The sequence below is a fragment of the Bradyrhizobium sp. CCBAU 45384 genome (genome assembly GCF_028128665.1).
Taxonomy (GTDB): domain Bacteria; phylum Pseudomonadota; class Alphaproteobacteria; order Rhizobiales; family Xanthobacteraceae; genus Bradyrhizobium; species Bradyrhizobium manausense.
In genome coordinates this window covers 83,480-109,887 of sequence record NZ_LBIZ01000008.1, presented here as the reverse complement: position 1 = coordinate 109,887, position 26,408 = coordinate 83,480, and the positions used below count along the sequence as shown (strand labels likewise).

The 26,408-nt window shown below is 64.7% G+C and carries 29 protein-coding genes; 13 read left to right on the top strand and 16 right to left on the bottom strand.

What is annotated here, in order from left to right:
* Window position 1: 1 nt before the first annotated feature.
* The 4 genes from XH80_RS01650 to rpe all read right to left on the bottom strand — a co-directional run bounded on the left by XH80_RS01650 (window position 2) and on the right by rpe (window position 1,390).
* Window positions 2-193 carry a hypothetical protein gene (locus XH80_RS01650; RefSeq protein WP_057748915.1) on the bottom strand — a complete coding sequence of 64 codons (192 nt, stop codon included), beginning with the start codon at window positions 191-193 and terminating at the stop codon, window positions 2-4.
* 22 nt (window positions 194-215) lie between these two features.
* Window positions 216-395: a hypothetical protein gene (locus XH80_RS01645; RefSeq protein WP_271597061.1), complete on the bottom strand. Its 180-nt coding sequence runs from the start codon at window positions 393-395 to the stop codon at window positions 216-218.
* A 4-nt stretch (window positions 396-399) separates the two neighbouring features.
* The gene (locus XH80_RS01640) at window positions 400-540 is read right to left on the bottom strand and encodes a hypothetical protein (protein WP_271597060.1); all 141 of its coding nucleotides are present in this window, start codon (window positions 538-540) and stop codon (window positions 400-402) included.
* Window positions 541-688: 148 nt separating this feature from the next.
* Window positions 689-1,390, bottom strand: a complete 702-nt coding sequence (gene rpe / locus XH80_RS01635) for a ribulose-phosphate 3-epimerase (protein ID WP_271597059.1) — start codon at window positions 1,388-1,390, stop codon at window positions 689-691.
* 254 nt (window positions 1,391-1,644) lie between these two features.
* Here rpe and XH80_RS01630 point away from each other — a divergent pair, with 254 nt between their 5' ends.
* The gene (locus tag XH80_RS01630; RefSeq protein WP_271597058.1) at window positions 1,645-2,415 is read left to right on the top strand and encodes an EF-hand domain-containing protein; all 771 of its coding nucleotides are present in this window, start codon (window positions 1,645-1,647) and stop codon (window positions 2,413-2,415) included.
* Between the two features lie 211 nt (window positions 2,416-2,626).
* Here the strand turns inward: XH80_RS01630 and XH80_RS01625 are convergent, their stop codons facing one another.
* Window positions 2,627-3,625, bottom strand: coding sequence for a P1 family peptidase (locus XH80_RS01625; RefSeq protein WP_271597057.1), 999 nt, complete (start codon window positions 3,623-3,625; stop codon window positions 2,627-2,629).
* A 58-nt stretch (window positions 3,626-3,683) separates the two neighbouring features.
* Window positions 3,684-6,488 (bottom strand): PAS domain S-box protein, encoded by a 2,805-nt coding sequence (locus XH80_RS01620; RefSeq protein ID WP_271597056.1) that lies wholly within the window; start codon window positions 6,486-6,488, stop codon window positions 3,684-3,686.
* A gap of 266 nt (window positions 6,489-6,754) precedes the next feature.
* Between XH80_RS01620 and XH80_RS01615 the strand changes: the two genes are divergently transcribed.
* The gene (locus XH80_RS01615) at window positions 6,755-7,141 is read left to right on the top strand and encodes a response regulator (RefSeq protein WP_271597126.1); all 387 of its coding nucleotides are present in this window, start codon (window positions 6,755-6,757) and stop codon (window positions 7,139-7,141) included.
* Between the two features lie 76 nt (window positions 7,142-7,217).
* Here the strand turns inward: XH80_RS01615 and XH80_RS01610 are convergent, their stop codons facing one another.
* From XH80_RS01610 to XH80_RS01590, 5 genes are all read right to left on the bottom strand, one after another.
* Window positions 7,218-8,336: a branched-chain amino acid ABC transporter substrate-binding protein gene (locus tag XH80_RS01610; protein WP_271597055.1), complete on the bottom strand. Its 1,119-nt coding sequence runs from the start codon at window positions 8,334-8,336 to the stop codon at window positions 7,218-7,220.
* Window positions 8,337-8,486: 150 nt separating this feature from the next.
* Entirely contained in the window at window positions 8,487-9,227 is a 741-nt protein-coding gene (locus XH80_RS01605) for an ABC transporter ATP-binding protein (RefSeq protein ID WP_057748898.1), read from the bottom strand.
* Complete coding sequence (locus XH80_RS01600; RefSeq protein WP_057748894.1) at window positions 9,224-10,057, bottom strand: ABC transporter ATP-binding protein; 834 nt, start codon at window positions 10,055-10,057, stop codon at window positions 9,224-9,226. The genes XH80_RS01605 and XH80_RS01600 overlap by 4 nt, the downstream gene beginning before the upstream one ends.
* Complete coding sequence (livM, locus tag XH80_RS01595; protein ID WP_057748891.1) at window positions 10,054-11,379, bottom strand: high-affinity branched-chain amino acid ABC transporter permease LivM; 1,326 nt, start codon at window positions 11,377-11,379, stop codon at window positions 10,054-10,056. Before livM ends, XH80_RS01600 begins: the two co-directional genes overlap by 4 nt.
* Window positions 11,380-11,390: 11 nt before the next feature.
* Window positions 11,391-12,308, bottom strand: a complete 918-nt coding sequence (locus XH80_RS01590) for an ABC transporter permease subunit (protein WP_057748888.1) — start codon at window positions 12,306-12,308, stop codon at window positions 11,391-11,393.
* A gap of 281 nt (window positions 12,309-12,589) precedes the next feature.
* Between XH80_RS01590 and XH80_RS01585 the strand changes: the two genes are divergently transcribed.
* Window positions 12,590-12,781: a hypothetical protein gene (locus tag XH80_RS01585; RefSeq protein WP_057748885.1), complete on the top strand. Its 192-nt coding sequence runs from the start codon at window positions 12,590-12,592 to the stop codon at window positions 12,779-12,781.
* 278 nt (window positions 12,782-13,059) lie between these two features.
* Window positions 13,060-13,590 carry a hypothetical protein gene (locus XH80_RS01580; RefSeq protein ID WP_271597054.1) on the top strand — a complete coding sequence of 177 codons (531 nt, stop codon included), beginning with the start codon at window positions 13,060-13,062 and terminating at the stop codon, window positions 13,588-13,590.
* Here the strand turns inward: XH80_RS01580 and XH80_RS01575 are convergent.
* The 3 genes from XH80_RS01575 to XH80_RS01565 all read right to left on the bottom strand — a co-directional run bounded on the left by XH80_RS01575 (window position 13,552) and on the right by XH80_RS01565 (window position 16,290).
* Window positions 13,552-13,944, bottom strand: a complete 393-nt coding sequence (locus XH80_RS01575) for a carboxymuconolactone decarboxylase family protein (RefSeq protein WP_057748880.1) — start codon at window positions 13,942-13,944, stop codon at window positions 13,552-13,554. The genes XH80_RS01580 and XH80_RS01575 overlap by 39 nt on opposite strands.
* Before the next feature lie 109 nt (window positions 13,945-14,053).
* Window positions 14,054-14,836: a 3-oxoadipate enol-lactonase gene (gene pcaD, locus XH80_RS01570; RefSeq protein ID WP_057748963.1), complete on the bottom strand. Its 783-nt coding sequence runs from the start codon at window positions 14,834-14,836 to the stop codon at window positions 14,054-14,056.
* 98 nt (window positions 14,837-14,934) lie between these two features.
* Window positions 14,935-16,290 carry a 3-carboxy-cis,cis-muconate cycloisomerase gene (locus XH80_RS01565; protein WP_271597053.1) on the bottom strand — a complete coding sequence of 452 codons (1,356 nt, stop codon included), beginning with the start codon at window positions 16,288-16,290 and terminating at the stop codon, window positions 14,935-14,937.
* Between the two features lie 181 nt (window positions 16,291-16,471).
* Between XH80_RS01565 and XH80_RS01560 the strand changes: the two genes are divergently transcribed.
* The 8 genes from XH80_RS01560 to XH80_RS01525 all read left to right on the top strand — a co-directional run bounded on the left by XH80_RS01560 (window position 16,472) and on the right by XH80_RS01525 (window position 23,311).
* Window positions 16,472-16,918, top strand: coding sequence for an SRPBCC family protein (locus tag XH80_RS01560; RefSeq protein ID WP_057748876.1), 447 nt, complete (start codon window positions 16,472-16,474; stop codon window positions 16,916-16,918).
* A 139-nt stretch (window positions 16,919-17,057) separates the two neighbouring features.
* A complete protein-coding gene (locus tag XH80_RS01555; RefSeq protein ID WP_057748873.1) occupies window positions 17,058-17,543 on the top strand; it encodes a (2Fe-2S)-binding protein in 486 nt (161 codons plus the stop codon).
* Between the two features lie 41 nt (window positions 17,544-17,584).
* Window positions 17,585-18,391: an FAD binding domain-containing protein gene (locus XH80_RS01550; RefSeq protein WP_271597052.1), complete on the top strand. Its 807-nt coding sequence runs from the start codon at window positions 17,585-17,587 to the stop codon at window positions 18,389-18,391.
* Window positions 18,392-18,455: 64 nt separating this feature from the next.
* A complete protein-coding gene (locus XH80_RS01545) occupies window positions 18,456-19,364 on the top strand; it encodes an AAA family ATPase (protein ID WP_188095444.1) in 909 nt (302 codons plus the stop codon).
* Between the two features lie 105 nt (window positions 19,365-19,469).
* Window positions 19,470-20,672, top strand: coding sequence for a vWA domain-containing protein (locus tag XH80_RS01540; RefSeq protein WP_271597051.1), 1,203 nt, complete (start codon window positions 19,470-19,472; stop codon window positions 20,670-20,672).
* A 10-nt stretch (window positions 20,673-20,682) separates the two neighbouring features.
* Window positions 20,683-21,006: an XdhC family protein gene (locus XH80_RS01535; RefSeq protein ID WP_008564652.1), complete on the top strand. Its 324-nt coding sequence runs from the start codon at window positions 20,683-20,685 to the stop codon at window positions 21,004-21,006.
* Window positions 21,007-21,008: 2 nt separating this feature from the next.
* Window positions 21,009-21,710: an XdhC family protein gene (locus XH80_RS01530; protein ID WP_057748862.1), complete on the top strand. Its 702-nt coding sequence runs from the start codon at window positions 21,009-21,011 to the stop codon at window positions 21,708-21,710.
* On the top strand, window positions 21,707-23,311 hold the full coding sequence (locus tag XH80_RS01525) for a molybdopterin-binding/glycosyltransferase family 2 protein (protein WP_271597050.1): 1,605 nt from the start codon (window positions 21,707-21,709) through the stop codon (window positions 23,309-23,311). The genes XH80_RS01530 and XH80_RS01525 overlap by 4 nt, the downstream gene beginning before the upstream one ends.
* A gap of 139 nt (window positions 23,312-23,450) precedes the next feature.
* Here the strand turns inward: XH80_RS01525 and XH80_RS01520 are convergent, their stop codons facing one another.
* The gene (locus XH80_RS01520; protein WP_271597049.1) at window positions 23,451-23,942 is read right to left on the bottom strand and encodes an avidin/streptavidin family protein; all 492 of its coding nucleotides are present in this window, start codon (window positions 23,940-23,942) and stop codon (window positions 23,451-23,453) included.
* A gap of 185 nt (window positions 23,943-24,127) precedes the next feature.
* On the opposite strand from XH80_RS01520, the gene XH80_RS01515 reads away from it, so the two are divergent.
* Window positions 24,128-24,517 (top strand): DUF4189 domain-containing protein, encoded by a 390-nt coding sequence (locus XH80_RS01515; RefSeq protein ID WP_057748850.1) that lies wholly within the window; start codon window positions 24,128-24,130, stop codon window positions 24,515-24,517.
* A gap of 18 nt (window positions 24,518-24,535) precedes the next feature.
* Here the strand turns inward: XH80_RS01515 and XH80_RS01510 are convergent, their stop codons facing one another.
* Window positions 24,536-26,356 carry a CYTH and CHAD domain-containing protein gene (locus XH80_RS01510; protein WP_271597048.1) on the bottom strand — a complete coding sequence of 607 codons (1,821 nt, stop codon included), beginning with the start codon at window positions 26,354-26,356 and terminating at the stop codon, window positions 24,536-24,538.
* Window positions 26,357-26,408 lie beyond the last annotated feature (52 nt).

The window sequence follows — 26,408 nt, the reverse complement described above, 5'->3', positions numbered from 1 at the left end:
TTCACGCCGCGTGCGCGGTGTGCATCGAACGCTTGCGACGGATCGGCCAGGTGAAGTGCGGGCCGGCCTCGCCGTGATCCGCGCTGCCGCCGAAGTACTGAATGATCTCGCGGCAGGGCTCGCAGTTGAAGAGGTTACGCGACGCGGACGCCTTGGTCATTTCCTTCAGGCAGTTCGGGCAGTGCGGTTTCATTGGTTGAGTCCAGAAAAGGATTTCAATGCCGGCGCGGTGACCGGAACGAGTGGTCCAGGTCTACAGTCTCGGCGCCCGGATCGTCGCGCATATTGCCTTCGGTGCGTTCGAGCCGACCGAAGAAATAGTCGAGGTTCGGATGCGGGCGGCGCGGGATGCGGCACCTGCGTTTCGGCTGACGCTTCACGAGGGCGATCTGCATGGCGTCAGCCCGGATAGCGGCGGCGACCGATGATGCGGGTCGAACGCGCCGGGACCTGCACCGGTCCGGCCGATGGGCCGAACACAACGAACGCACAAAAACCGATCCACAACGCCACGCCAGTCCAAACCAGGGTCGTCGTCATGATGTGCTCCTGTCAAATCAGGCAGGAATCACTAGCGATGATTTGCACGAATCAGGGAAGTCCGGAGGAGTACGGATTTAGGTTGCAATTTTAGTCATTGCGCGTCGCAATGCCCGTAAAGGCCGCAGTTTTGCCGGCGTAGCGCCGGTCAGATCGCCTCGCCGCGCGCCGCGAGTGCCGCGTTGCGGATCGCTGCAATATTGTTCTTGTACACATCCTGCGTGCCGCCCTTGAACACGGACGTGCCGGCGACGAAGGCGTTGGCGCCGGCGGCCGCAAGCGCGCCGGCGACATCGGGGCCGACACCGCCATCGACCTCGATATCGATCGGACGCCCCGCCGTCATCGCGCGAATGTCGCGGATCTTGCCGATGGCGGAGGGGATGAAGGCCTGGCCGCCGAAACCGGGATTGACCGACATCACCAGCACGAGATCGACCAGGTCGAGCACGTATTCGAGCACGCTGATCGGCGTGCCCGGATTGAGCGAGACGCCCGCCTTCTTGCCGAGCGCCCGAATGGCCTGGAGCGAGCGGTGCAAATGCGGACCTGCCTCGGCATGCACGGTGATGTGGTCACAGCCGGCCTTGGCGAAGGCCTCCAGATAGGGATCGCAGGGCGAGATCATCAGATGCGCATCGAACACCTTCCTGGTGTGCGGGCGCATCGCCTTGATGACGTCAGGGCCGTAGGAGATGTTGGGCACGAAGTGCCCGTCCATCACGTCGAGATGGATCCAGTCGGCGCCGGCAGCATCCACCGCGCGGACCTCCTCGCCGAGCTTCGAGAAATCCGAGGCCAGGATCGAGGGCGCGATGGCCAGGGGGCGGGGGGCGAAGGCTTGGGTCATGGCGCTGTTTCCCGGGGCGGCATGGGGGCTGTTGGCCTCGCCTAACATGGGCCTCCCGGCCGGGCAATGCAGGGAGGTTGAGCTTCCTGTGGGCGGAAATTTCTGCCGCCAGCGGGCATGAATTGCCGATGGTCCCGCACCCCGCAAGGCCCGGCGGATATGGATTTCATTGAGCTTTTCGCGCTGGCACGTCGCTTGCTGACCTCACGGCCAGAACATTGGCCGCGGCATGCCGCATGGTTTGGAGTTGTGCAATGTTGTTTGCGCTTGGTGCCGTCTCGACTGCGCTTGATGCCATTCAATCGCTGACGAGCTCGAAATCGTCCTCGACGCAGCAGACTGGCTCGTCGCAAGGCGCGGCCAACCCATTCGCGATCAACAGCAGCACCAGCAGCACGTCAAGCAGTGCAGCTCCGTCGGCGAATCCTGGCTATTATCCGCAGATCTCGCCGGAGACGATGAATGCGCTGTTCGCCGCGCAAAGCCAGTCGACGGACCAGACCGCCAGCACGGGCAACGCGACTTCGAGCAGCCGCGACGCAGCGCTGAAGGACCTGTTCTCGCAGATCGACGCCAATGGCGACGGCAAGATCACCCAATCGGAGTTCGAGAACGCGCTCGGCGCCGGCGGCACCAATCTGGCGCAGGCCGACGACGTGTTCTCCAAGCTCGATACCAATTCGGACGCCAGCGTCAGCCTGGACGAGATGTCCAAGGCGCTGAAGGGCGCCGGCCATCATGGCGGCCACCACGATGCGCACGCGCCGAGCGGCTCGGGCGGTGCGTCGGGCAACGGCTCGGATTCCTCGTCATCGCCGAGCGGCGGGTCGACCTCGACCACCACGACCGCCGCCGACGGCTCGACCACCACAACCGTCACCTATGCTGACGGTTTCAAGATGACGACAGTGGTGCCGGGCGCCTCCAGCGCCAATTCGCCCTATGACTGGTTCGGCCAGATGATGCAGCGCCAGACCCAGACCGCGGCCGGTTCCGCGGCTTCGTCGATGTCCATGAGCGTGTAAGGGGCGCATCCGCTGTCATGCCCCGGCTTGCCGTCTTCGCTGAAGCTTCGCCGGCCGTGCTCCTTGTAGGCCCGGCGTAGCCTAGCGGAGCCGGGACCGGGGCATCCAGTACGCCGCGGCCTCTCATTTCAATCGCAATCGTCTTTGGAATACTGGATCGCCCGGTCTTCGCCGGGCGATGACACACGACGTGGGGAGAGAGGCGCTCTCGTTACACTCCGAACCGATCCTTCCACGCGGGCTGCGCGCCCGGGAACGGCAGCGCGGTCGCGTTGTAGACGCCGCGGGCGATGGCGCGGGCAACCACATTGGCGGCGACCATGCCGAGCTCGGTGAGGCCGACGATCGGATCAATCGGCTTTGCGCAGGTTGCGGCGGCGAGCAGCACGTCACCATCGGTCGGAGCATGCACCGGATAGATCGCACGCGCAAAGCCGGTATGCGCAATCATCGCCAACCGCTTGGCCTGGGGCTTGCTCAGCACTGCATCGGTGACGACGGCGCCGATCGTGGTGTTCTCGCGCTCGGTTGCGGCGGGGCCGCCCTTGATGCGCAGCTTGAGCATGTCGTCGGTGAACTTGTCGGGCAATCCGCGGCCACCGAACTCGCCGCCAAGCTCGAACGGCGCCGCCCAGAACCAGGGTCCGTCGCCGACCGTGGTGCTGCCGACCGCGTTGACGGCGATGAGCGCCGCGACCTTGACGCCGCTGCTGGTCACGGCGGATGCCGAGCCGAGGCCGCCCTTGAACGTCGCTGTGGTGGCGCCAAAGCCGGCCCCGACGCTGCCGAGCGCAAACTCGCTTCCGGCTGAGGCGGCTGCGGCATAGCCGAGATCGCGATAGGGCGCGAAGCGGCCCCAGGCCTTGTCGCCGCCGTTGAGCAGATCGAACAGGATGGCGCCCGGCACGATCGGGATCAGGGCCTCGCGGACGCGAAAGCCGCGGCCCTGCTCGGCAAGCCAGGCCTGGATGCCGCCGCCGGTCTCGATGCCGAAGGCAGAGCCGCCGGACAGCGCGATCGCGTCGACGCGCTCGACGGTATTGGCAAGGCCAAGCAGCGCGTCCTCGCGCGTGCCGGGTCCGCCGCCGCGGATGTCGATCGCCGCGACCGCCGGCTGATCGAACACGATGGCCGTTGCGCCCGAGGCAAGTTTTGCGTCATCGGCATGACCGACGCGGACGCCGGCAATATCGGTGAGCAGGTTTTTCAAGGACGGCACTCCCATGCGGCTGGCACGGTCCCAGCGATAGCGTACGCGAGCGGCGGGCTCAACTCGCCAGCGCGGTCCTGAGCATCTTGGCGAGCTCCGACTTGCGGTAAGGCTTGGCCAGCAGCAGCACGCCGGAATCGAGCCGGCCGTGATGGACGATGGCGTTTTCCGTGTAGCCCGAGGTGAACAGCGTCTTCAGCTGCGGTCGCCGCCGTGTCGCCTCATCGGCGAGCTGGCGGCCGTTCATGTTGCCGGGCATGATGATGTCGGTGAAGAGCAGGTCGATGTCCTTGTCGGCATCGATGATGACGAGGGCTTCGGCGGCGTTGGCCGCCTCGAGCGCGGCATAGCCGAGGCTCTTGACCTGGGTCACGACATATTGCCGCACCAGCGCGTCGTCCTCGACGATCAGGACCTTCTCGTTACCGCCGGTGATGGGCACGTTCTGAGGCTGTTCGTACTCGGTCTCCTGCATGCCGGTGGACCGCGGCAGGTAGATCTTCACGCTCGTGCCGTGGCCTTCCTCGCTGTAGATATTGATGTGGCCGCCGGACTGCTTGACGAAGCCGAACACCATGCTGAGGCCAAGGCCCGTGCCCTTGCCGACCTCCTTGGTGGTGAAGAACGGATCGAACACCCGCTCGAGCAGCGCGGCCGGAATGCCCGAGCCGGTGTCGCTGACCGCGATCATCACGTAATTGCCGGCGACGACATCGGGATTCATGCTGGCATAGCCGTCGTCGAGGAAGATGTTGCGGGTCTCCAGCACCAGGGTGCCGCCGTCGGGCATGGCGTCGCGCGCGTTCAGGGCGAGATTGAGGATCGCAGTCGAAAGCTGGCCTGGATCGACCAGAGTAGGCCAGGCGTCTTCGGTGAGCTGCGGCATGATCGTGATCTGCTCGCCGAGCGTCGGATGCAGCAGCTTTGCGGCCTCCAGCACCAGCGCATTGACGTCGATCTCGCGGGGCTGGAGCGGCTGTTTGCGGGCGAAGGCGAGCAGATGCTTGGTCAGCTGCGCACCGCGCTCGGCAGCGTCGTCGATCAGCTTGGTGATGGCGGCAAGCTCGGGCCGGTCGGCGACCGCGTCCGACAAAATGCCGATCGTGCCGGTGATGACGGTGAGCACGTTGTTGAAGTCGTGGGCGACGCCGCCGGTCAGCTGGCCGATGGAATCCATCTTCTGGACCTGCCGCAGCTGGGCTTCCGCGGCTTGCTTGTCGGTGAGGTCGCGGCCGATGAAGAAATGGCGCTTGACGGGCTCCGACCAGTTTCCGACCCAGTTCAGCGAGACCTCGTGCCCGTCATAGTGGTAATAGCGCGCCTCGAAGCTACGCTTGGTCTGACCGCGCCGCGCAGCGCGCATCTCTTCGCGCGTCCTGTCCAGATCGTCGGGATGGATGAATTCGATCGCGCTGTGCCCGATCATGTCCTCCGGGTTGAAGCCGAGAATGTCCTTCACGCTCGGGCTGACCTGGATGAAATTACCGTACCCGTCGGTGACCAGGATCAGGTCCTGCGAGGTCTCGAAGATGCGCTCGCGCTCCTCGATCTCGCGGCGCAGCTTCTCCCGCGCCTGCTTCTCCTCGGTGATGTCGTGGGCAATCTTGGAGGCGCCGATGATCTCGCCATTGTCGGATCGCAGCGGCGAGACGTTCAGGACGACGTCGATCTGCCGGCCGTCCTTGCGGATGCGAACGGTCTCGTGCTGGGCGATCGACTCGTTGCTGCTGATGCGGTTGAGAAGACCCCTGGCTTCGGCCCTGCGGTCCTCCGGCACCACGAGATCAATCGATCGGCCGATGGCTTCATTGGCTGAATAGCCGAACAGACGCTCGGCAGCTCTGTTCCAGCCCGTGATGCGGCCGTCGAGCGATTCGGTGATGATGGCATCGTTGGAGGATTCGACCACGGCGCCATAGAGCGCGAGACGCTTGCCGTAATAGTCGCGCTCGAAGGCCGATTGCTCGCGCAGCCGGCCGACAAGGCCTATCGTGCTCGCCTGCAGGCGGACGTTCTCGATCAGGAGCACGGCGAGCACGAAGCTCGCGGCGAATAGGCCGTAGATGCGGCCGGCGTAGAAGCCGAGGTCGTAGCGGGCGACATTGACGATCGCCGACAGCGCGATGTCGAACAGCCAGGCGCACATCGTGACCATCAGCCAGATGTCGATCACCGTATGCGGCCTGCGGAGCCAGAGCGTGATCAGCGCCGCGAAGCTCAAGGACCAGACAAAAGACACCACGCCGATCATGGTGGTGGTGTAGCGGCCGTCCCTCAGCAGGACCGGCAGCAAATCGTGCCGCGCCGTGACGAACCAACCGATGACGATCATCGCGACAATGACGCCGAGCACGGCGACCACGATCGACCGCTGCGTCGGTCCCTCGATCTTGTTGCCGCCGTTGCCGTCCTTCAACCAGCCATAGGCCAGCACGAACAACGGGAATCCGCCGTGCCAGATCATGTAGAGCCAGACCGTGGTCTGGGTGCCGGCGCCCAGCAATCCCGTCGGCGCGAACAGTCCGGGGAAGGTGAGGGCGTGTGTCACCGCCGCCGCTGCGGTGAACAGATACCCTATTGACAGCAGCAGCAACGCGCGGCTGCGCAGGACCGAGAATTGCGACAGCAGCAGAACAGCGGTAATGATATCGCTGACGGCCAGCGCCGACTGGTAGCTGGCCACGAAGGCCGGCATCTGGACCAGGGGAGTCGCCGCGAAGGGGACAGCCAGTGCGAACAGGATCGCGGAGATCCCGACGATCGCCAACGCTGCAGTGCGATCGCTCTGCATGGCCGGCAAGGTTGAAAGGAATGTGCTTCGGTCGTTTCTGGCGTGCACGTTGACCTCTCGCAGGGACGGCATGGGTAGTCCACGTGACTTGATCGGCCGGCCGCCTCGGGTACTGGCCTGGCGTTTCGGCCTTGGCCTCCATGGTAACCCGCTCTGGGCGCGTGTCCCGAGGGGATATGCCCACGACTCAACCGAGGGTTACAGCTTACTTAACTCGGACGGGGAATCGGAATAGGAAATCGGTAAGGTTGGCTTTACTTGACGGGCTCATACTACCTTGCCGTACGTCGCCGTTTGAATTGAAACCAATTAATGATGCGAATCCGGGAGTTGTTCCCATGCCCCGTGTCCTTGTTGTGGATGACCAGAAGGACGTCCGCGCCATGGTCTCGATCGTCCTTCGGGTCAACCAATTTGACGTAGTTGAAGCCGAGAGCGGTGTGGCTGGCCTCAAGGCCTTTGGCGAAGAGGTTTTCGACGCGGCCATTGTCGACATCTTCCTGACCGACATCAGCGGTATCGAGGTCATGGCGGCTATTCGCGAGCGTGTTCCCGGATTTCCGATTGTGGCGGTATCGGGGATGACGACACTGGATTTCATCCGTGAGGCGCCGGGTCTCGCCGGCGTGATCTGCGTGCAAAAGCCGTTTCGGCCGAACGATCTGCTGCAAGCGCTCCGGAAGGCGCAGACAGCGGCTGGCGGCGAATTGTCTGCTGCCGTCTGACCGGCTTGCGAAAACAAAACGCCCCGGCGAGCCGGGGCGTTGACGTCAAGCTGGTTAAAAGATCAGGCGGCCTGTCTTAGGTGCCGTGGGCGTTGAGCTCGGCGTAGCCGCCCTTGGCGTCCCACTTGTAGACGACATAGTCGATCTGCTTGATGTCGCCCTTGGCGTCATATTCGAGAGGCCCAAGCACCGTATCCCACTTGCCGGCCTTGATGGTCTCCATGACCTTCTTGGCATCGGTGGTGCCGGCCTTCTTGACCGCCTGCGACCAGACCTGCATCGCGGCATAGGTGTAGAGCGTGTAACCTTCCGGATCGATGCCCTTGGCCTTGAAGGCCTCGACGATCTTCTTCGCGGTCGGCTTGTTGCGCGGATCGGGACCGAAGGTGAACAGCGTGCCTTCGCCGGCCGGGCCCGTGATCGAGGCGTATTCCTTGTCGGCCAGCGCGTCGCCCGACATCAGGACCGTCTTCATGCCCTGGTCGCGCATCTGGCGCAGGATCAGGCCCGCCTCCTGATGATAGCCGCCGACATAGACGAGGTCGATGTTCTCCTTCTTCAGGCGCGAGACGATCGCGTTGAAGTCCTTGTCGCCCTTGTTGTAGGACTCATTGAGCTTCTCGGTGATGCCGGCCTTGTTGAGCGCCTTCTTGGTCTCATCCGCCAGACCCTTGCCGTAGGTGGTCTTGTCGTTGAGAATCGCGACGTTCTTGCCCTTGAAGTTCTTCGCGATGTACTGCGCGGCGATCAGGCCCTGTTGATCGTCCCGGCCGCAGACGCGCGCCACGTTCCAGAGCTTGCGCTCGGTGAAAAGCGGGTTGGTCGAGGCGGGCGTGATCTGGAGGACGTTACCGTCGGCATAGGCTTCCGAAGCCGGGATCGACGACGACGAGCAGAAGTGGCCGGCGACGAACGGGATCTTCGCGCCCGCGATCTTTTCGGCAACAGAGCGGGCCTGCTTGGGATCGCAGGCATCGTCCTCGGCATCGAGGACCAGCTTCTTGCCGGCAACGCCGCCGGCGGCATTGAGGTCGGCCACCGCCAGGTCGGCGCCGTTCTTCATCTGGCGGCCGAAGGCGGATTCGGTGCCGGTCATCGGGCCCGCGACTGCAATGGTGAGGTCGTCTGCGAACGCCGCCGTTGACAGCGCAACGGAAGCGCCGAATGCCAGACCGATGAGTTTCAGTGATTTCATGAGATACCTCGCGGGTGATCGTCTGTGGGAGTTGCCGGGCAAGCCCGGTTCAAACCGGCGCCATTGTTCAATGAATTTTTCGAGAAGTCACCGGCAAAATACGGGCAATTGCAAAGATATCTCGCCATATTCGGCCGCACGCCAAGGCCGTCAGGCGTGCCGGCCGCCTTCCAGGTAGGCCGCGCGAATCTCGGGGCGCTGCAGCAACTCGGCGCCGGTCCCGGCCAGGGTGATCAGGCCGTTGACCATGACATAGCCGCGGTGGGCGAGTTTCAGTGCATGGTTGGCGTTCTGCTCGACGATGAGGACCGTCAGGCCGTCCTGGCGGTTCAGGGCGCGGATCGCATCGAAGATCTGCCGCGCGATGAGGGGCGCGAGCCCCAGCGAGGGTTCATCGAGCAGCAGCAGGCGCGGGCGGCTCATCAGCGCCCGGCCGATCGCCAGCATCTGCTGCTCGCCGCCCGACAGGGTTCCGCCGCGCTGCATGACGCGTTCCTTCAACCGGGGGAACAGTGCGAACACGCGCTCCCGGGTGCTTTCCCGCTCCGCCTCCGTGCTGTCGGTGACGTCCGCGCCCATCTGCAGGTTTTCCGCGACGCTCATGCGCGGGAAGATGCGGCGGCCCTCCGGCGACTGAGCAATGCGCAAATGCGCGATCTGATGGGTGGGGACAGCGGAGATGTCCTTGCCGTCGAACAGGATCTGGCCGGCGCGGGCGCGCGGCTTGCCGAAGATCGTCATCATCAGCGTCGACTTGCCGGCGCCGTTGGCGCCGATCAGCGCGACGATCTCGCCGGCATTGATCTCGACATCGACGCCCTTGAGAGCCTCGATCTTGCCGTAGGCGGCGCGCAAGCCGCGGATCGCGAGCAAGGGGGTGGCAGCCGTCACGATCCGCTCTCCATCACGGCCGCAGCCTCTTCCTCGTCGGTGCCAAGATAGGCGGCGATCACCTTCGGGTCGTCGCGCACCTCCCGCGGCGTTCCTTGCGCGATCTTCACGCCATGGTCCATCACCACGATGTGGTCCGAGATCTCCATCACCACCGACATATCGTGCTCGATGAGCAGGATCGAGGTGCCGAGCTCGCCGCGGATCGACTGCAACAGCTCGCTCAGCGCGGCGCTCTCGCGTGCATTGAGGCCGGCGGCGGGTTCGTCCAGGCAAAGCAGGGCGGGCTCGGTGCACATCGCGCGCGCGATCTCGAGGCGGCGCTGGTCGCCATAGGCGAGGTTGCCTGCGGCATCGTCGGCGCGGTCGAGCAGATTGATCCGTTTGAGCCAGTCGGTCGCGAGCGCGATCGCGCGCTTTTCGGCGTCGCGATAGGTGGGGACGCCGATCAGGCCGAGAACCGTGAAGCCCGATGCGAGCATCAAGGTGTTGTGCTGCGCCACCATCAGGTTCTCGAGTGCCGTCATGCCGGGAAACAGGCGGATGTTCTGGAAGGTGCGCGCGACCTTGGCCTGCTTGGCGATGCGGAAATCGTTCAGCCGCTCCAGCGCGGTCTGCCTGCCGTCGTCCTGGGTGAGACGAATGGTACCGCCGGTCGGCTTGTAGAAGCCCGTGATGCAGTTGAAGACCGTGGTCTTGCCCGCGCCGTTCGGTCCGATCAGCGCGGTGATCTGCTTCCGTTCGGCTGCAAACGACAGGTCGTGCACGGCGACGATGCCGCCGAAGCGCATGGTGAGCCCGTCGACGCTGAGAATTGGTTCGCCGCTCATCCGTGGCCCTCCTTGACGAGGTCGGAGGAGATCGCCTGCGCCTTGGTCAGATATACGGTCGGCGCGCGATGGCCGATGATGCCGCGCGGCCGCCAGATCATGATCAGCACCATCGCCATGCCGAACACCAGCATGCGGTAGGTCTCGAGGCCGCGGAACAGCTCGAAGCCGCCGATCATGGTGAGGGCGGCGAGCGCGACGCCGAGCTGCGAGCCCATGCCGCCGAGCACGACGATGGCGAGCACCAGCGCCGATTCCTGGAAGGTGAAGGATTCCGGGCTGATGAAGCCCTGGCGTGTTGCGAAGAACGCACCGGCAAAGCCGCCGAACATCGCGCCGGTGGCGAAGGCCGTGAGCTTGGTGGTCGTGGTGTTGATGCCGAGCGCACGGCAGGCGACCTCGTCCTCGCGCAGCGCTTCCCAGGCGCGGCCGATCGGCAGGCGCCGCAGGCGGATCGTCACCCAGTTGGTGAGCAGCGCGAGCGCCAGGATCAGATAGAACAGGAAGACGATGCGATGGGTCGGCGAGTAGTCGATACCGAGCTTGGCGGCGAGCCCGTCATCGCTGTTGTCGAGCGGAATGCCGAACAAGGTGGGGCGGGGAATGCCGGATACGCCGTTGGGTCCGCCGGTCAGACTCTGCCAGTTGAGGATGACGAGCCGGATGATCTCGCCGAAAGCGAGGGTCACGATGGCGAGATAGTCGCCGCGCAGCCGCAGCACCGGAAAGCCGAGCATGACCCCCCAGATCGCGGCGAGCATGCCGGCGAGCGGCAGGCAGACCCAGAACGACCAGCCGAAATTGGTGGCAAGCAGCGCATAGGAATAGGCACCCACCGCGTAGAAGGCGACATAGCCGAGGTCGAGCAGGCCGGCGAGCCCGACCACGACGTTCAGGCCCCAGCCGAGCATCACATAGGTGAGCACGAGGATGGCGAGGTCGAGGATATAGCGCTGATTGTAGAAGATGACGGGCACGAGCAGGGTGAAGACGAGCAGAGCCGGACCCAGGAAGCGGCCCGCCAGTGACAGGCCGCGCTGGACCGGCGCTGGCACGAGCTTTTCCGCGCCGATCGGTCCGAGCCATTGCCGCAGCAGCTCAATGATGATGGAGCCGCCGAACACGAGGCCGACGATGGAGGCGAGATCGCCGAAACGCGTCCACCAGGTCAGCTGCCCGTCGGGACCGGCCTCAGTGCGGATGCCGATCATCAGCGAGAACAGCACCAGCGCAACGCATGCGCTGAGGAAAGCTTTTTTCAGAATGAACGGAATGCCCGCCGTGCGGCTGGCCTGCATAGTTTCGGTTGAAAGAGCTGTCACGCGAGGGCCCGTCAGACTTTTTCGACTTCGGGCCGGCCAAGCAAGCCGGTCGGCATGAAGATCAGGACGATGATCAGGATCGAGAAGGCGGCGACGTCCTTGTACTCCACCGAGAAATAGGCCGACCAGAAGGTCTCGATCAGGCCGATCGCGAGCCCGCCCAGCACCGCGCCGGGCAGCGAGCCGATGCCGCCCAGCACGGCCGCGGTGAAGGCCTTGATGCCCGCGACGAAGCCCATGTTGAAATCGACCTGGCCGTAATAGAGCAGGTACATCATACCCGCGACCGAGGCGAGCGCCGCGCCGATCACGAAAGTCATGGAAATGGTTCGATCGACGTCGACGCCGAGCAGCGCCGCCATGGTCTGGTCCTGCTCGCAGGCCCGCATGTCGCGGCCGAGCCGTGTCCGCGAGACGAGCCAGGTGAACATGGCCAGCAGCACGATGGTGACCAGCACGACCATGATCTGCATGTTGGAGAGCTGCACCGCAAACCCCTCGGCGCCTTCATGCAGCGTGTAGCCGCCCGTGATGATCGGCGGCACGGGCTTGACGCGGGCGCCCTGCGCGACTTGCGAATAGTTCGTCAGCACGAAGGACATGCCGATCGCCGACAGCATCGGTGCGAGCCGGAAGGAGTGCCGCAGCGGCCGATAAGCGATGCGCTCGACCGTCCAGCCATAGAGTGCGGTGACCGCCATCGCGACCAGCAGGACGAGCAGCAGGATCAGCGGGATCGCAGTCAGACCGAGCGAGACCAGGAGCAGGAAAGTGATCAGTGCGATGAAGCCGCCGATCATGAAGATGTCGCCATGGGCGAAATTGATCATGCCGACGATGCCGTAGACCATCGTGTAGCCGATCGCGATCAGACCGTAGATGGAACCGAGCACGAGGCCGTTGATGAGCTGCTGGGCGAAGTAATCCATGGGCTGCCGTTACCGAACCTGACGTTGAAAGGGAGCTATTCGAGAGAGTGCTTGGTTTCTTCTCGGGCCCCGGCAGCCCCGTCTTCTTCCCGTTTTGTAACAGGAGGGAACTGGCGGCCGCAACTGGGGATGCCCTGGCACAAGCGCTTGTACAGAGTTGATTTCGGCTTCGGATGCCGGCTCCCGGTTCCGCACCTGCGAGGAACCGGGTTCCGCAAGGCAACCAAAATCAACACCGGCGGTTATCTCCCAACTGACGTCCAACAAGGGAGCTTTCCCCCATGACGAAGCAGCAGAACCAGAATCCGGGCCAGCAGAACCAAAGCCCCGGCCAGCAGCGCCCGGGCCAGCAACCAGGGCAGCAGCAGGGCGGCGGCCAGAAACCCGGACAGCAGCAGCAGCACGATCCGATGCGCCAGGGCGACAAGCCCGGCCAGCAGCAGGGCGGCAAGCAGGACAACAGACTGGATTGACCCCCAGGGAGTAGCGCAACGTGGTCCCGCCGAGAGGCGGGGCCTTTTTTCGTCTGGCGTCATTCCGGGGCGCTCGAACAGCCGAGCCCGCAATCTCGAGGTTCCCCGGTGCGCAATTGCGCACCTGAGGTCTGGTGCGCACGCACCATCCCGGAACAACGGCCTGTCAACAGGCCAGTTAAGGTAAACAAAGAGTTTAAATTGCCGCCGCAGTCCGGTGCGAGTTAGCTCCCGGCAAGGCCTTACCACGAAGGCGAGTAGACGAAGCGGGAAGCGGCATGTTCAAAAATTGGCGGATCAGCTCGGTCAACGGCGCGCTGCTGGCGGCTTATTTCATCCCGGCCTGGACGATGGTCGCCTTCAACATCATGGTCGCGCCGGTGCATGGTCTCTACGAGCGGCCGAGCGTCGCGGTGGCGCTGTTCCTCAGCGACCAGCTGCAGATGTCCGGCCTGAGCACGGTGCGCGCCGCCTGGTTGCTGGCGCTGGGACGGCTGACCGTGGTGGCGTTCTTTGCGATCTGTCTTGCGCTTCTGGTCATTCCGCGCACCCGCAGGAGCGGGGCCAGCGACGAGGCGCTCGGCATTGCGCTCGCAATCGGCAGCCTGATCTCGTTCGCAAGCATGGTCATGGCCTCCAAGGTCGGCGAGATGGCCGCCCTTCGGTTGCACGCCACGGAGCTGCTGCTGCTGCTTGGCGCCGCGATCGTGCTGCTGATCGAGCGGCCGGACGGAGCGCCGAAGACGGTTGCCGTTCCGGATACCGCGGCGCTAGCCTTTGATAAGGCCGAGCTCCTGCACAATCGCTGATGCTTCCTTGACGGCGTGGTTCGCCGCCGGGACGCCGCAATAGATCGCCTGCTGCAGCAGGATTTCCTTGATGTCGTCGGGGGTGAAGCCGCCCTCGGCCAGCGCCGCGCGCACGTGCAGGCGGAATTCATCCCATTGTCCGAGCGCGACCATGGTGCCAATGACAAGCACGCGCCGCGTCCGCTCGTCGAAATGCGGCCGGGTCCAGATCTCGCCCCAGGCATAGCGCGTGATCATGTCCTGGAAATCGGTGTTGAAGGCGTTGCGGTTCGCGATCGATTTGTCGACCCAGGCATTGCCCAGCACCTTGCGGCGTACGGTCATGCCGGCATCGCGGCGCTTCTGGTCGTCCATGCTGTTTCCTCCGGATCAGTCATTCCGGGGCGATGCGAAGCATCGAACCCGGAATCTCGAGATTCCGGGTTCGCCTCTTCGCGGCGCCCCGGAATGACGGTGATAACAACTACCGTTGCGTCAAGAATCCCACCACCGCGTCGGTGAACGCGTGCGGCTGCTCGACATTGGAAATGTGGGCGGCGTCGATGATGGTCATGCTGGCGCCTGGAATGCTCGAGCGGATCAGCTCGCCCGCGGAGATCGGAGTGGCCTGATCGTGGCGGCCGGCGATCACCAGCGTCGGGCTCTTGATCTTGGGCAGCAGCGCGCGCTGGTCGAGCGTCGACAGCGCCTCGCAGCAGGCCAGATACCCTTCGACCGGGGTCGCAAGCAGCATCGCCTTCATCCTGGCGGTGATCTCGGGCTCGCGCTCGCGGAAATCCTGCGTCAGCCAGCCCGCGATCACGCCATCGGCGACCGCCGCGATGCCGCCCTTCTTCACGGCGTCGATGCGCTCCAGCCATCTGGTCGGCTCGGCATAGTAGCAGGAGGTGTTGGCGAGGATGATCTTGCCGAATCTTTCCGGCGCGTTGGCGCCGAGCCATTGCCCGACCATGCCGCCCATCGACAGGCCGCACCAATGTACCTTCTCGATGTTGAGGTCGTCGAGGATCGCGAGCACGTCGCGGCCGAAGCGCTCCATCGTATAGGGGGCGGGCGGGACGTTGGACTTGCCATGACCGCGGCGGTCGTAGCGGATGACGCGGAACACCTGCGTCAGCGCCTTCATCTGCGGCTCCCACATCTGCAGCGTGCAGCCGAGCGAGTTGGAGAGCATCAGGGTCGGCCCGCCGTCACGGCCCTCGACAGAGACGTTGATCAGGCAACCGTCGGCATCGATCATGGGCATTGCATGTTCCTTGTCATGCGCGGGCTTGACCCGCGCATCCATCTAGAAGGTGAATCTATCCTGGATGATGGATTGCCGGGTCAAGCCTGGCAATGACATCAGGAGAGATCCAACGAAGCGAGCAGGCGATCGATCAGGGCCTGTGACGCACCTTGATAGGCCATCGGCTCGAACAATGCCGCAATTTTCTCCGGCGTCAGATGCGCGGTGACCTGCGAATCGGCGGAGAGGATGTCGCGCAGGTGCTTCTTCTCGGCGACCGCGCGCTTGCTCGCGACCTCGATCAGATGATGCGCATCGCTCTTGCCGATCTTGTCGGCGAGCGCAAAGGTGACGGCTTCCGCCATGATCAGCCCGTGCGTTGTATCGAGATTGCTGCGCATGCGCGCGGCATCGACCTCGAGGCCTTGGGCGATGTCGACGATCGCGGCGAGCGCGCCCGAGGTGACGAGCATCAATTGCGGCAGTGTCGGCCATTCCGCATGCCAGGGCCCGGCGCTGCGCTCGTGGTCCTGCACTTGCGCGGCCAGAATCGTAGCGGTGAGCTGCGGGGCCATGGTCGCGCAGCCGAGCGCGCTTGCGGCCGCGACCGGGTTGCGCTTGTGCGGCATGGTCGAGGAGCCGCCGCGGCCTTCGCCGGCGGGCTCGAAGGCTTCGCCGACATCGGTCTGCATCATCAGCGAGACGTCGCGCGCGATCTTGCCGCAGCTTCCGGCGAGGATCGCGAAGGCTGATGCAGCTTCGGCAATGCGGTCGCGATGGGTGTGCCAGGGCGCCTCGGGCAGCGGCAGGCTGAGCTCCTGCGCCAATCGTTCGGCGACTGCGAGGCCGTTGTCGCCGAGGGCTGCGAGCGTGCCGGCGGCGCCGCCGAATTGCAGGGCGAGACCCTCGCGGCGGAGCCGCCGCAGACGGCAGCGGGCACGGGCGAGGCTCGAGGCATATTCAGCGGCCTTCAATCCGAACGGCATCGGCAGGGCGTGCTGGAGCCAGGTCCGCGCCACCATCGCGGTGTTGCGATGGGCGCGCGCGAGTGCGGCGAAGCCCTTGATGGCGCGGCCGAGGTCGGCATCCAGCGCATCGATGGCGGCGCGCAAGCCCAGCATGGTCGCGGTGTCGATGACGTCCTGGCTGGTCGCGCCCCAATGCACATAGCGCGCGGCCTCCACGTCAGCCTTGCCGACATTGGCGGTCAGCATCTTGACCAGCGGGATCGCGAGATTGCCCGACCGGGTCGCAGCCATGGCCAGCGCGGTCATGTCGAAGGCATCGGCCTTGCAGGCCGTTTCGATCGGGCCCACTGCGGATGCGGGAATCATACCGGTGGCGGCCTCGGCCCGGGCCAGGGCTGCCTCGAAATCGAGCATGTTCTGCAGCGTGGTCCGGTCGTCGCAGACGGCGCGCATGGCTGCGCTCGACAGCATCGGCGCAAGCAGGGGGGAGAGGGCTGTGCTCATGTTGCGCAAGTCCGGTAAAGAGACCTAATCATCATGATCAGGCTCTGCCAATCCCTGACGATCGGCACAAGACTTTTTGCAGGTGCGAATATGCATTCCACGTGACCATGGGTGACCCTTTTCTTTGCGGTCTCCCTGCGTTACTTGAGCATCCCACCTTTTGCGACCCCGGAGGCGCCCCATGGCCATGACAATGAACGGCGAAGTCCAGCTTGCGGCGCCGCGCGAGGCCGTATGGGAGAAGCTCAACGATCCCGCGGTGCTGAAGGCCTGCATCCCCGGCTGCGAGGAGCTGGAGAAGACCGAGGACGGCGGCTTCCGTGCAACGGCAAAAATGAAGGTCGGTCCGGTCTCGGCGCGCTTCAAGGGCAAGGTGATGCTCTCCGATCTCGACCCGCCGAACGGCTACAAGATCTCGGGCGAGGGCGAGGGCGGGGTGGCCGGCTTTGCCAAGGGCGGCGCCGCAGTGAAGCTCGCGGAGAAGGATGGCGGCACGCTGCTCTCCTATGACGTCGAGGCGCAGATCGGCGGCAAGTTGGCGCAGCTCGGGCAGCGCCTGATCAACGGCACCGCCAAGAAGCTGGCCGACGAGTTTTTCGCGAATTTCGCCAAGGCGGTACAGGGCTGATCGCCCTCGCTTTCCGTCATGGCACCTTGCGCTTGGGGCAATGTTGCCCCCGGCCATAATGGCCCATATGATGGGTTGGAATAATTATAAGAAAGAACCGCTTCGACGGGACCCGTCGGGGCGCTGACAGAGAGTGCTTATGGCAAAAATCTCCCTCATCGTGAACGGCAATCCTGTTACCGGCAATGTCGACCCGCGGACGCTCCTCGTGCAGTTCCTGCGCGAGAATCTGCGCCTGACCGGCACCCATGTCGGCTGCGACACCTCGCAGTGCGGCGCCTGCGTCGTGCATCTCGACGGCAAGGCCGTGAAGTCCTGCACGACGCTCGCCGTGATGGCCGACGGCCACGAGGTCAAGACGATCGAGGGATTGGCCGCCGACGGCGCGCCGCTACATCCGATGCAGGAAGCCTTCCGCGAGCACCATGGCCTGCAATGCGGCTTCTGCACGCCCGGCATGATCATGACCGCGATCGACATCGTCCATCGCAAGGGCCACGAGCTCGACGACCATACCATCCGGGAAGAGCTGGAAGGCAATCTCTGCCGCTGCACCGGCTACCAGAATATCGTCGCCTCGATCGCCGCCGGCGCGAAGGCGATGGCGAAATCCGATCTCGCGTAACCGCGCGCCCTCCGCGATCAGGACACCCCCAGGATACCCCCATGTACGAATTCAAATACCACCGCCCCGGCACCGTCCGGCAGGCCGCCAATCTCCTGGTGAAGAACGAGGACGCCAAGCTGATCGCCGGCGGTCACACGCTGATTCCGGTCATGAAGCAGCGGCTCGCAAGCCCGCCGCATCTGGTCGACCTCTCCCATATCGAGGGGCTGAACACGATCGAGATGAAGGGCCGTTCGCTGGTGATCGGCGCCACCGCCAAGCATGCCGAGGTCGCGACCTCGGCCGTCGTCGGTGAAGCCATTCCGGCGCTCGCCGATCTCGCCGGCCAGATCGGCGATCCCGCAGTGCGCCACAAGGGCACGATCGGCGGCTCGCTCGCCAACAACGATCCGACCGCGGACTATCCGGCCGCGGTGCTCGCGCTCGGCGCCACCATCGTCACCAACAAGCGCCGCCTCAAGGCCGAGGAGTTTTTCCAGGGCCTGTTCTCGACCGCGCTGGAAGCCGACGAGATCATCACCAAGGTGATGTTCCCGCTGCCGAAGAAGGCGGCCTATATCAAGTTCCGCAACCAGGCCTCGCGCTACGCGCTGGTCGGCGTGTTCGTGGCGCGACGTCCGTCGGATGTGCGCGTCGCCGTCACCGGTGCCGGTTCGGACGGCGTGTTCCGCGTCGGTGCGTTCGAGGAAGCGCTGAAAAAGCGGTTCTCGTCCAAGGTGCTTGAAGGCATCGACGTGCCGGCGGAAGGCCTCAACAGCGACATCCACGGCAGCGCCGAATACCGCGCGCACCTGATCGGCGTGCTGACACGGCGCGCCGTCGACGCGGCCAATGCCAAGGAGTGAGTGGACCTCACGCCTTGGCCCGATACTTGCCCGTTAGCGAGGGCCTAACGAGACTGGCACTTTCATGACTTCAGCGACCCTGCCGGCATCGGTCGATGCGATGCTCGAACTCTTGACCTCGCGCGGCTATCTGGCCGAGCGGTCGCTGGCGACGGTGACGTATCTGTCGCTGCGCATGGGCCGGCCGCTGTTCCTGGAAGGCGAGGCCGGCGTCGGCAAGACCGAGATCGCAAAAGTGCTCTCGGCGGCGCTGGGGCGGAAGCTGATCCGCCTGCAGTGCTACGAGGGCCTCGACGTCTCCTCCGCGGTCTATGAGTGGAACAGCGCCGCGCAGATGATCGCGATCCGGATGGCGGAAGCCGCCGGCGACACCGATCGCGAGCAGCTGTCGAGCGACATCTTCGCCGACCGCTACATGATCAAGCGGCCGCTGCTGCAGGCGCTGGAGCCTGACGTTGCCGGACCGCCGGTGCTGCTGATCGACGAGCTCGACCGCGCCGATGAGGCGTTCGAGGCGTATCTCCTGGAAATCCTCAGCGACTTCCAGGTGACGATCCCCGAATTCGGCACCGTGAAGGCGCCGCATCCGCCGATCGTCATCATCACCTCCAACCGCACCCGCGAAATTCACGATGCGCTGAAGCGGCGCTGTCTCTATCACTGGGTCGACTATCCCGCTGCGGAGCGCGAGCTTGCGATCGTCAAGACGCGCGTGCCCGGTATCTCGGCCAAGCTCTCGCAGCAGGTCGTCCGCTTCGTGCAGGCGCTGCGCAACCAGGATTTCTACAAGTCGCCCGGTGTCGCCGAGACCATCGATTGGGCCACCGCCTTGTCCGAACTCGATGCCCGCTCGCTGACCCCGCAAGTGGTCGGCGACACGCTGGGCGCGCTGCTCAAATACCAGGACGACATCACCCGGATGCAGGGCGACACCCTGCAGAAGGTGCTGAAGGAAGCGACGAGCGAGAATTAGTCGTCGTCGTTCCGGGGCGATGCGAAGCATCGAACCCGGAACCTCGAGATTCCGGGTTCGCTCGTTTCACTCGCGCCCCGGAATGACGAGAAGATGAGTACCAGCATGGCCATCAACCACCTTGCCCCGGAGCAGACCGAGCAGTTCGCCGACAACATCGTCGGCTTTGCGCGCGCGCTGCGCGCGGCCGGAATGCCGGTCGGCCCCGGCGCGGTGATCGATGCCATGAGCGCGCTGCAGGTAATCGACATCGGCAACCGCGCCGACGTCTTCACCACGCTGGAGGCGATCTTTGTCAAGCGCCATGAGCATGCGCTGATCTTCAAGCAGGCTTTCAACCTGTTTTTCCGCGCCTCGGAAGAGTGGAAGCACCTGCTCGATTCGGTGCCGCTGCCGGAGCAGGCCAAGAAGAAGCCCCAGGCCGGCTCGCGCCGCGTCCAGGAGGCGATGTCGCAGCCGCGCATGACCGAGACGCCGCAGCACCAGGAGCAGGATCTGCGCCTGTCGGTCTCCGACAAGGAGATCCTTCAGAAGAAGGATTTTGCGCAAATGAGTGCGGCCGAGATCGCAGAGGCGCTCCGCGCCATCGACATGATGCACCTGCCGCAGGCGGAGCTTTTGACGCGCCGCTATCTGCCCGATCCGCGTGGCCTGCGGCTCGACATGCGCCGAACGCTGCGGGCGTCGTTGCGCACCGGCGGCGATATCATCGACATCCATCGCCTCGGGCGGATCGAGAAACCGGCCCCGATCGTGGCCCTGCTCGACATCTCCGGCTCGATGAGCGAGTACACCCGCCTGTTCCTGCATTTCCTGCATGCCATTGGCGATGCGCGCAAGCGCGTCTCGGTGTTCCTGTTCGGCACCCGCCTGACCAATGTGACACGCGCGCTGCGCCAGCGCGATCCCGACGAGGCGCTGGCGAGCTGCTCGGCGGCAGTCGAGGACTGGGCCGGCGGCACGAGGATCTCGGCCTCGCTGCACAACTTCAACAAATTATGGGCACGGCGGGTGCTGAGCCAGGGCGCGATCGTCCTGCTGATCTCCGACGGGCTGGAGCGGGAGGCAGATTCCAAGCTGGCCTTCGAGATGGACCGGCTGCACCGCTCCTGCCGGCGGCTGATTTGGCTCAACCCGCTGCTTCGGTTCGGGGGCTTCGAGGCCAAGGCCCAGGGCATTAAAATGATGCTCCCGCACGTTGACGAATTCCGCCCGGTACATAATTTGAGCTCGATCCAGGAGCTGATCACGACGCTCTCCCGGCCGCTGCCGCCGCATCACCGCAGCCTGATCCGCTCCGCAGCTTGAGAGGCTAGCCATGCTCGATCGCGACGAGGACATCCTGAAGGCGGCGGAGGACTGGCAGAAGGCCGGGCGCGGCGTCGCGCTGGCCACCGTTGTCGAAACCTGGGGTTCGGCCCCGCGCCCGGCGGGCTCGAGCCTTGTCATCAATGACGAGGGCACGTTCCTGGGCTCCGTCTCCGGCGGCTGCGTCGAGGGCGCCGTGGTCACCGAGGCCATGGATGTGATCGAGAGCGGCAAGCCGAAGATGCTGGAGTTCGGCGTCGCCGACGAGACCGCCTGGAATGTCGGTCTGTCCTGCGGCGGCACCATCCGCGTCTTCGTCGAGAAGGTCGGCTGACCGTGAAGCTCTCAATTCTGCACGAACTCAATGCCGAGCGCGCCGCGCGCCGGCCGGTGATTTTGGTGACCGACACCGAGAGCGGCGAGCAGCGCCTGGTGAAGGCGGCCGACTTCGCCAAGGACCCTCTGCGTACTGAATTGGACAAGCAGCTTCGCATGGGCAAGAGCGCCAATGTCGAGGCCGGCGGTAAAAAACTGTTCCTCAACGTCTACGCGCCGACCGCAAAGCTCGTCATCATTGGCGCGGTCCATATCAGCCAGGCGCTGGCGCCGCTGGCGCGCTCGCTCGGTTATGACGTCACCGTTGTCGATCCGCGCACGGCCTTTGCCAGCCCCGAGCGCTTCCCCGACATTCCGCTGGTCGCCGAATGGCCCGAGACCGCGCTGCCGCCGCTCAATGTCGATGCCTACACCGCCTTCGTCGCAGTGACGCATGATCCCAAGATCGACGATCCCGCGCTGCTGCATGCGTTTGAGCGCAACTGCTTCTATATCGGCGCGCTGGGCTCGCGAAAGACGCATGCCAAGCGCGCTGACCGGCTGCGGGCGCAGGGCGCCAAGGAAAGCGACATCGCGCGCATCCACGCGCCCATTGGCCTTGCGATCGGCGCGGTCTCGCCCTCCGAGATCGCGGTGGCGATCATGGCCGAGATCACGGCGGTGCTGCGGCTGCCACCCAAGGAAAAAGAAGAAGCGGCATGAAGTTCGGCCCCGCGAGCCCCAGGGATGCGATCGGCGGGGTGACCGTCCACACCCTGCGCCAGGGACCGCTGGTGCTGAAGAAAGGCACGACGATCGGGCCTGCCGAGGTCGAACAGCTGGAGCGCGCCGGCATCGAGGACATCGTGGTGGTGCGCATGGAGGAAGGCGACGTTTCCGAGGACGTTGCGGCCGCCAGCATCGCGCTTGCCATCGGGGGCGAGGGCATCCATGTCGAGCGCGCCTTTACCGGCCGCGCCAATTTGTTCGCCGCGCGGCCGGGCGTGCTGGTCATCGACCGCGCCGCGGTCGACCGCATCAACAATGTCGACGAGGCCATCACCTTTGCCACGCTCCCCGCCTACAAGCCGGTGGTCGAAGGCGAGATGGTCGGCACGGTGAAGATCATCCCGTTCGGTGTCGAAGGCAGCTTGCGCGATGCCGCGGTGAAGGCGGCCGGCAAGGACGTGCTGAAAATCGCGCCCTATGTCATCAAGCGTGTCGGCGTGGTCTCGACGCTGCTGCCGGGCTTGTCGTCCAAGGTGGTCGACAAGACCTTGCGCGTCACCGCCGAACGCCTCGCGCCGGCCGGTGCCAGCATCGTCGCCGAACGGCGGGTTCCGCACGATGAGCGCGCGCTGTCGGCGGCGATCAAGGAATTGCTCGCGCTTGGCGCCGAGCTCGTGATCGTGTTTGGTGCTTCCGCAATTGCCGACCGCCGCGATGTGATTCCGGCTGCCGTCACCGGAATCGGCGGCGAGATCGAACATTTCGGCATGCCGGTTGATCCCGGCAATCTGCTGCTGATCGCGCGCGCCGGCAGCGTGCCGGTGCTGGGCGCGCCGGGCTGCGCGCGCTCGCCGGTGGAGAACGGATTCGACTGGGTGCTGATGCGTCTGCTCGCCGGCATCAAGGTGACACGCTCCGAGCTGATGGGCATGGGAGTCGGTGGCCTGCTGATGGAGATCGTGACGCGGCCGCAGCCGCGCGCAAAACCCGAGATCGAGGGCAACAGCCAGGTCGCGGCCATCGTGCTCGCGGCCGGACGCTCCACCCGCATGGGCGGGCCGAACAAGCTGCTCGCCGAGCTCGACGGCAAGAAGCTGGTGCGGATCGCCACCGAACAGGCGCTGGCCTCCAAAGCATCCGAGGTGATCGTCGTCACCGGACATCAGACCGAGCTGGTCGAGCAGGCGCTGCAAGGCCTAAACGTAAGGTTCGTCAAGAACCCTGATTTCGCCGGCGGCATCGCGAGCTCCGTGAAAGCAGGCATTGCGGCCGTGCCCGACGCCAGCGACGGCGCCGTAATTTGCCTCGGCGACATGCCGCTGATCGATGCCGGCCTGATCGATCGCCTGATCGACAGCTTTGCGCCTGATCGTGGCAATCTGATCGTCGTGCCCGTCAGCGAAGGCCGCCGCGGCAATCCCGTGCTGTGGTCGCGTCGCTTCTTCAAGGAATTGATGACGCTCGACGGCGACGTCGGCGCGCGGCATTTGATCGCAAAACACACCGAGGCGGTCGCGGAAGTGCCCGTCGACGGCGAGAGTGCCTTCCTCGACATCGACACGCCGCAGGCTCTGGAAGCGGCAAGGCGCGGTTGAAGGCGCTGTAACTTCGTAGTGTGGGTTAGACAGCGGCTGCGCGAAGCGCGGTCCGCTGGCGTAACCCGCCACTTCCTTTTCTGCGATGACACATTGGTGGATTACGCTTCGCTAATCCACCCTACGGGTCCCTGCTTGCCTATTTCTTGGTGTTCGACAGCTTCTCGCTGGCGGCCTTCAGATCGACGCCGCTCTTCGTCAGCAGGGTCTTGTCGCCGCTGCTGAAGGTGAAGGTGTCGGCGCCCGCGCTGATGCCGTTCCATGCGACGGCCTCGCCGAGGGACAGATACCACAGTCCCTGGAATCCGGCCGAGTTGTTGAGCTGTCCGGTCCAGACGGTGGTCGACCCGCAGCCGAGGTAATTCACCGAGAAGCTGATCGCGGTGCCCGTATTGCCGTAGGCCAGCCAGCCGGTCACGCCCTGCGGCTTGCCTTCATCGCAACTGCTCGCCGCGTTGTTGGTGTAGGTCCCCGCGATCGCGCCCGTGTTCTGGTTGAAGCTGGTGATGGCCAGGGTCGAGCCATACTGGTTGGTCCAGGTCCAGTTCACCGACTGCGCGCGCGCAGGCAGGGGCCCGATCAGACAGGCCGCCGCAACGATTCCGAACAGCATTGAATTGATTGGACGCATGAACGTTTCCCCTGCCTCTCTGCTTGACGCTATACGACCTTAAATAACGCCATGAAAAGTTACAACTATAAAGTGTGTTATGCGGTGTCACTATTCCGTCATGGCTTCAACCACTCATTCACCATCTGGAAACGACCGCCGCTTAGAGTTGCCGCCGCTTGCCTTGGGGGTGAGGGGTTTTTTCCATGGTTACGACCGTCGTCGCGCGCCGTTGCGCGATGTTTTTCTTTGCGCTGTCGGTCTGTGTCGCCGGCGCCCGTCATATAACCGAGGCTCATGCGGCCGGCGCCCTTGCCGTTGGCAAGTGCGGCGCGTATGGCCAGGCCTATGATTACGGCGCCGAGCACGAGGCCCGTGCCGCCGCTCAAAAGCAGTGCAAGGGCGAATGCACGACAGTGACGATGAGGCGGGCCTGTGCGGCCATGTCAGTCGACATGACCAATCCCTGTGGCGCCTATGGCTACGCCGTGAAGCCGAAGATCTCGGCCTCGCTCAATGCCGCGACCCGCGAATGCTACAAATATGGCGGCAAGGAATGCGTGATCCGGGCCTGGGCGTGCGACGCCAAAGGCTAATCAAGGATCGAACTGCCGTTAGCGCAGCCAGCCCGCGCTGGTTTGCACCAGCTTGATCGGCTGCTCCGCCGCGTCCACTGACCAGGGCACCTTGGCCCCAGCGAATTCCGACCAGGCCTTTAGCAGCCGCGCTTCGACGCCGACCGTCGCATGGGCCTGCCAGCCCGTGATCGCCGCCGCGGCCATGCTGCTGCCGATCGCGCCGGCATTGACGTCGGCGAGCAGCGACGACGTCGTCGCCATGTCGTTGTAGATTCCGAGCTCCTGCTGGAGATCCGCGAGCTTGCGCGAGAAGCGCTTTGCGGATTTGCCGTGCCCGCAGAGCGGCAGCAGGAAGTCGGCGAAGTAGCGCAGCTTCTTCGCGGCGAGGCGGACGCGGTGCCGTTGCTCGGTCGTCAGCGATTTGAATCTGCGGCCGCGCTTCAGCACCTTGGCATGCTGCGCCGACAGGATGTTGCGTGCGAAGTTGATCGCCGGCTCCGCCAGTTGCGCCAGGCCTTCGGGAGCAACGTCGCTGCGCCAGCCGCGCGCTTCGATAAAGGCGCCGAGCCCGATCACGAAATACTGGCAGCGTCGGTCGGCGAGGGCGAGGCGGGCCGCATCGTAACAGGCTGCGCGACGTTCGTCTGCGAGCGCGCCGAGCGCGTCGAAGCCGGTGACCGACGGACAGCCGTCCGCGACGGTTCGCAACGTCTCCTGCCGGAACACGTCCCAGTCACGCGCGCCGGCGAGACGTCCCGCAAGCCATTTTGCTTCAGCGCGCATCAGGTCGAGCTTGGCAAGCGATACCACCGACCGCATCAGGTCGAGCGCGGAGCGCAGGCGGCGCAGCGCGACGCGAAGCTGGTGCATCCCCTCGGGGTCGCGACCGTCCTCGGCTAGGGGCAACGACTGGAGCAAATGCAACAGACAGGATCGCAGGATCTCGGAGAAGGCTTCGTCGAGGGCGATCGATGGATCGAGATGAAGCTTCGGCGGCTTCGGGGTCCGCGGCGGCGCATCGGCCGCGAGGTCAAATCCGCGCGCCGATTTTGTCCGGATCGACGGTTTCACGGAACCATGCTCGGCGAGCCGCAGTGCGAGCTCCCAGATCGCGGACGGGCTGCCGCTCTTGAGCTCCAGCTCGATCTCGCTGACCGGCAACGAGCGATCGCCTGCGGTCAGATGGCCATGATCAAAGGCGAGTTCGACCGTGCCCGACGGCAAGTCGACGAGGCGCTGATGCCGGTGGATGTCGCTGCTGAAGACGGCTTCGACCGGGTGACGCTCCAGCTCAGTGCGCAGCTTGTCCGACACCAGCGGCATGACCAGCGCGATGTCGGGCGCCATCGACGGCACGGCTGCCTCCCACTCGCCACGTCGCAGCGGATCGTTGCTGGATTCCGTTTTCACGGTCTGCGTGAATCGCGTGCCGCTTTGGCGCACCCTGAAGCTGAATCCGTCACGCCGAAGCGCGCGCTTGGGCGTATCGTAGTAGACAGCCTTGAGATGCTTGCGCGTCCCCTTGTTGCGCGCATTCGCTGCGATGATCGGCGCATTGTTGAAATCCGCCAGACGATCGGAAGCCACGAGCAGCTTGAGTTCGATTTCGCTCGCGTGAGGCGCAACATCGCGGGGCGAAGAGACATCCGGCGTCGTCGCTTCGGCGCCGATATCCTCGGCGGGTAGGCCGGCGGGACGTGGTCCACTGCGCGGGGGCTCGATGTCGGAGATTTTGGAACCAGGTTTTTGTTCCGCAGCGGAAGCCGCGGCGTTCTTGATTGCAACGTGCTGATCGTTTGACCCGGCGAGACGCCGCACCGGTTCGAGTGCTCGCTTGATGGCGCCGGTTTCGGACATTGGTAGCTTTATGTCAGTTCAGTGACAGGGCATCGACGTATATCCGACTTGA

Bases quoted from the DNA above. Each gene is read 5' to 3' on its own strand.
- XH80_RS01540 (WP_271597051.1), top strand. From the start codon at position 19,470: ATGGCCATCAACCACCTTGCCCCGGAGCAGACCGAGCAGTTCGCCGAC.
- XH80_RS01615 (WP_271597126.1), top strand. From the start codon at position 6,755: ATGCCCCGTGTCCTTGTTGTGGATGACCAGAAGGACGTCCGCGCCATG.
- XH80_RS01565 (WP_271597053.1), bottom strand. From the start codon at position 16,290: ATGAGCACAGCCCTCTCCCCCCTGCTTGCGCCGATGCTGTCGAGCGCA.
- rpe (WP_271597059.1), bottom strand. From the start codon at position 1,390: ATGACCCAAGCCTTCGCCCCCCGCCCCCTGGCCATCGCGCCCTCGATC.
- XH80_RS01535 (WP_008564652.1), top strand. From the start codon at position 20,683: ATGCTCGATCGCGACGAGGACATCCTGAAGGCGGCGGAGGACTGGCAG.
- XH80_RS01590 (WP_057748888.1), bottom strand. From the start codon at position 12,308: ATGGATTACTTCGCCCAGCAGCTCATCAACGGCCTCGTGCTCGGTTCC.
- XH80_RS01555 (WP_057748873.1), top strand. From the start codon at position 17,058: ATGGCAAAAATCTCCCTCATCGTGAACGGCAATCCTGTTACCGGCAAT.
- XH80_RS01645 (WP_271597061.1), bottom strand. From the start codon at position 395: ATGCAGATCGCCCTCGTGAAGCGTCAGCCGAAACGCAGGTGCCGCATC.
- XH80_RS01610 (WP_271597055.1), bottom strand. From the start codon at position 8,336: ATGAAATCACTGAAACTCATCGGTCTGGCATTCGGCGCTTCCGTTGCG.
- XH80_RS01515 (WP_057748850.1), top strand. From the start codon at position 24,128: ATGGTTACGACCGTCGTCGCGCGCCGTTGCGCGATGTTTTTCTTTGCG.
- XH80_RS01545 (WP_188095444.1), top strand. From the start codon at position 18,456: ATGACTTCAGCGACCCTGCCGGCATCGGTCGATGCGATGCTCGAACTC.
- pcaD (WP_057748963.1), bottom strand. From the start codon at position 14,836: ATGCCCATGATCGATGCCGACGGTTGCCTGATCAACGTCTCTGTCGAG.
- XH80_RS01620 (WP_271597056.1), bottom strand. From the start codon at position 6,488: ATGCCGTCCCTGCGAGAGGTCAACGTGCACGCCAGAAACGACCGAAGC.
- XH80_RS01650 (WP_057748915.1), bottom strand. From the start codon at position 193: ATGAAACCGCACTGCCCGAACTGCCTGAAGGAAATGACCAAGGCGTCC.
- XH80_RS01560 (WP_057748876.1), top strand. From the start codon at position 16,472: ATGGCCATGACAATGAACGGCGAAGTCCAGCTTGCGGCGCCGCGCGAG.
- XH80_RS01640 (WP_271597060.1), bottom strand. From the start codon at position 540: ATGACGACGACCCTGGTTTGGACTGGCGTGGCGTTGTGGATCGGTTTT.
- XH80_RS01630 (WP_271597058.1), top strand. From the start codon at position 1,645: ATGTTGTTTGCGCTTGGTGCCGTCTCGACTGCGCTTGATGCCATTCAA.
- XH80_RS01575 (WP_057748880.1), bottom strand. From the start codon at position 13,944: ATGGACGACCAGAAGCGCCGCGATGCCGGCATGACCGTACGCCGCAAG.
- XH80_RS01510 (WP_271597048.1), bottom strand. From the start codon at position 26,356: ATGTCCGAAACCGGCGCCATCAAGCGAGCACTCGAACCGGTGCGGCGT.
- XH80_RS01550 (WP_271597052.1), top strand. From the start codon at position 17,585: ATGTACGAATTCAAATACCACCGCCCCGGCACCGTCCGGCAGGCCGCC.
- XH80_RS01585 (WP_057748885.1), top strand. From the start codon at position 12,590: ATGACGAAGCAGCAGAACCAGAATCCGGGCCAGCAGAACCAAAGCCCC.
- XH80_RS01525 (WP_271597050.1), top strand. From the start codon at position 21,707: ATGAAGTTCGGCCCCGCGAGCCCCAGGGATGCGATCGGCGGGGTGACC.
- XH80_RS01580 (WP_271597054.1), top strand. From the start codon at position 13,060: ATGTTCAAAAATTGGCGGATCAGCTCGGTCAACGGCGCGCTGCTGGCG.
- XH80_RS01600 (WP_057748894.1), bottom strand. From the start codon at position 10,057: ATGAGCGGCGAACCAATTCTCAGCGTCGACGGGCTCACCATGCGCTTC.
- XH80_RS01520 (WP_271597049.1), bottom strand. From the start codon at position 23,942: ATGCGTCCAATCAATTCAATGCTGTTCGGAATCGTTGCGGCGGCCTGT.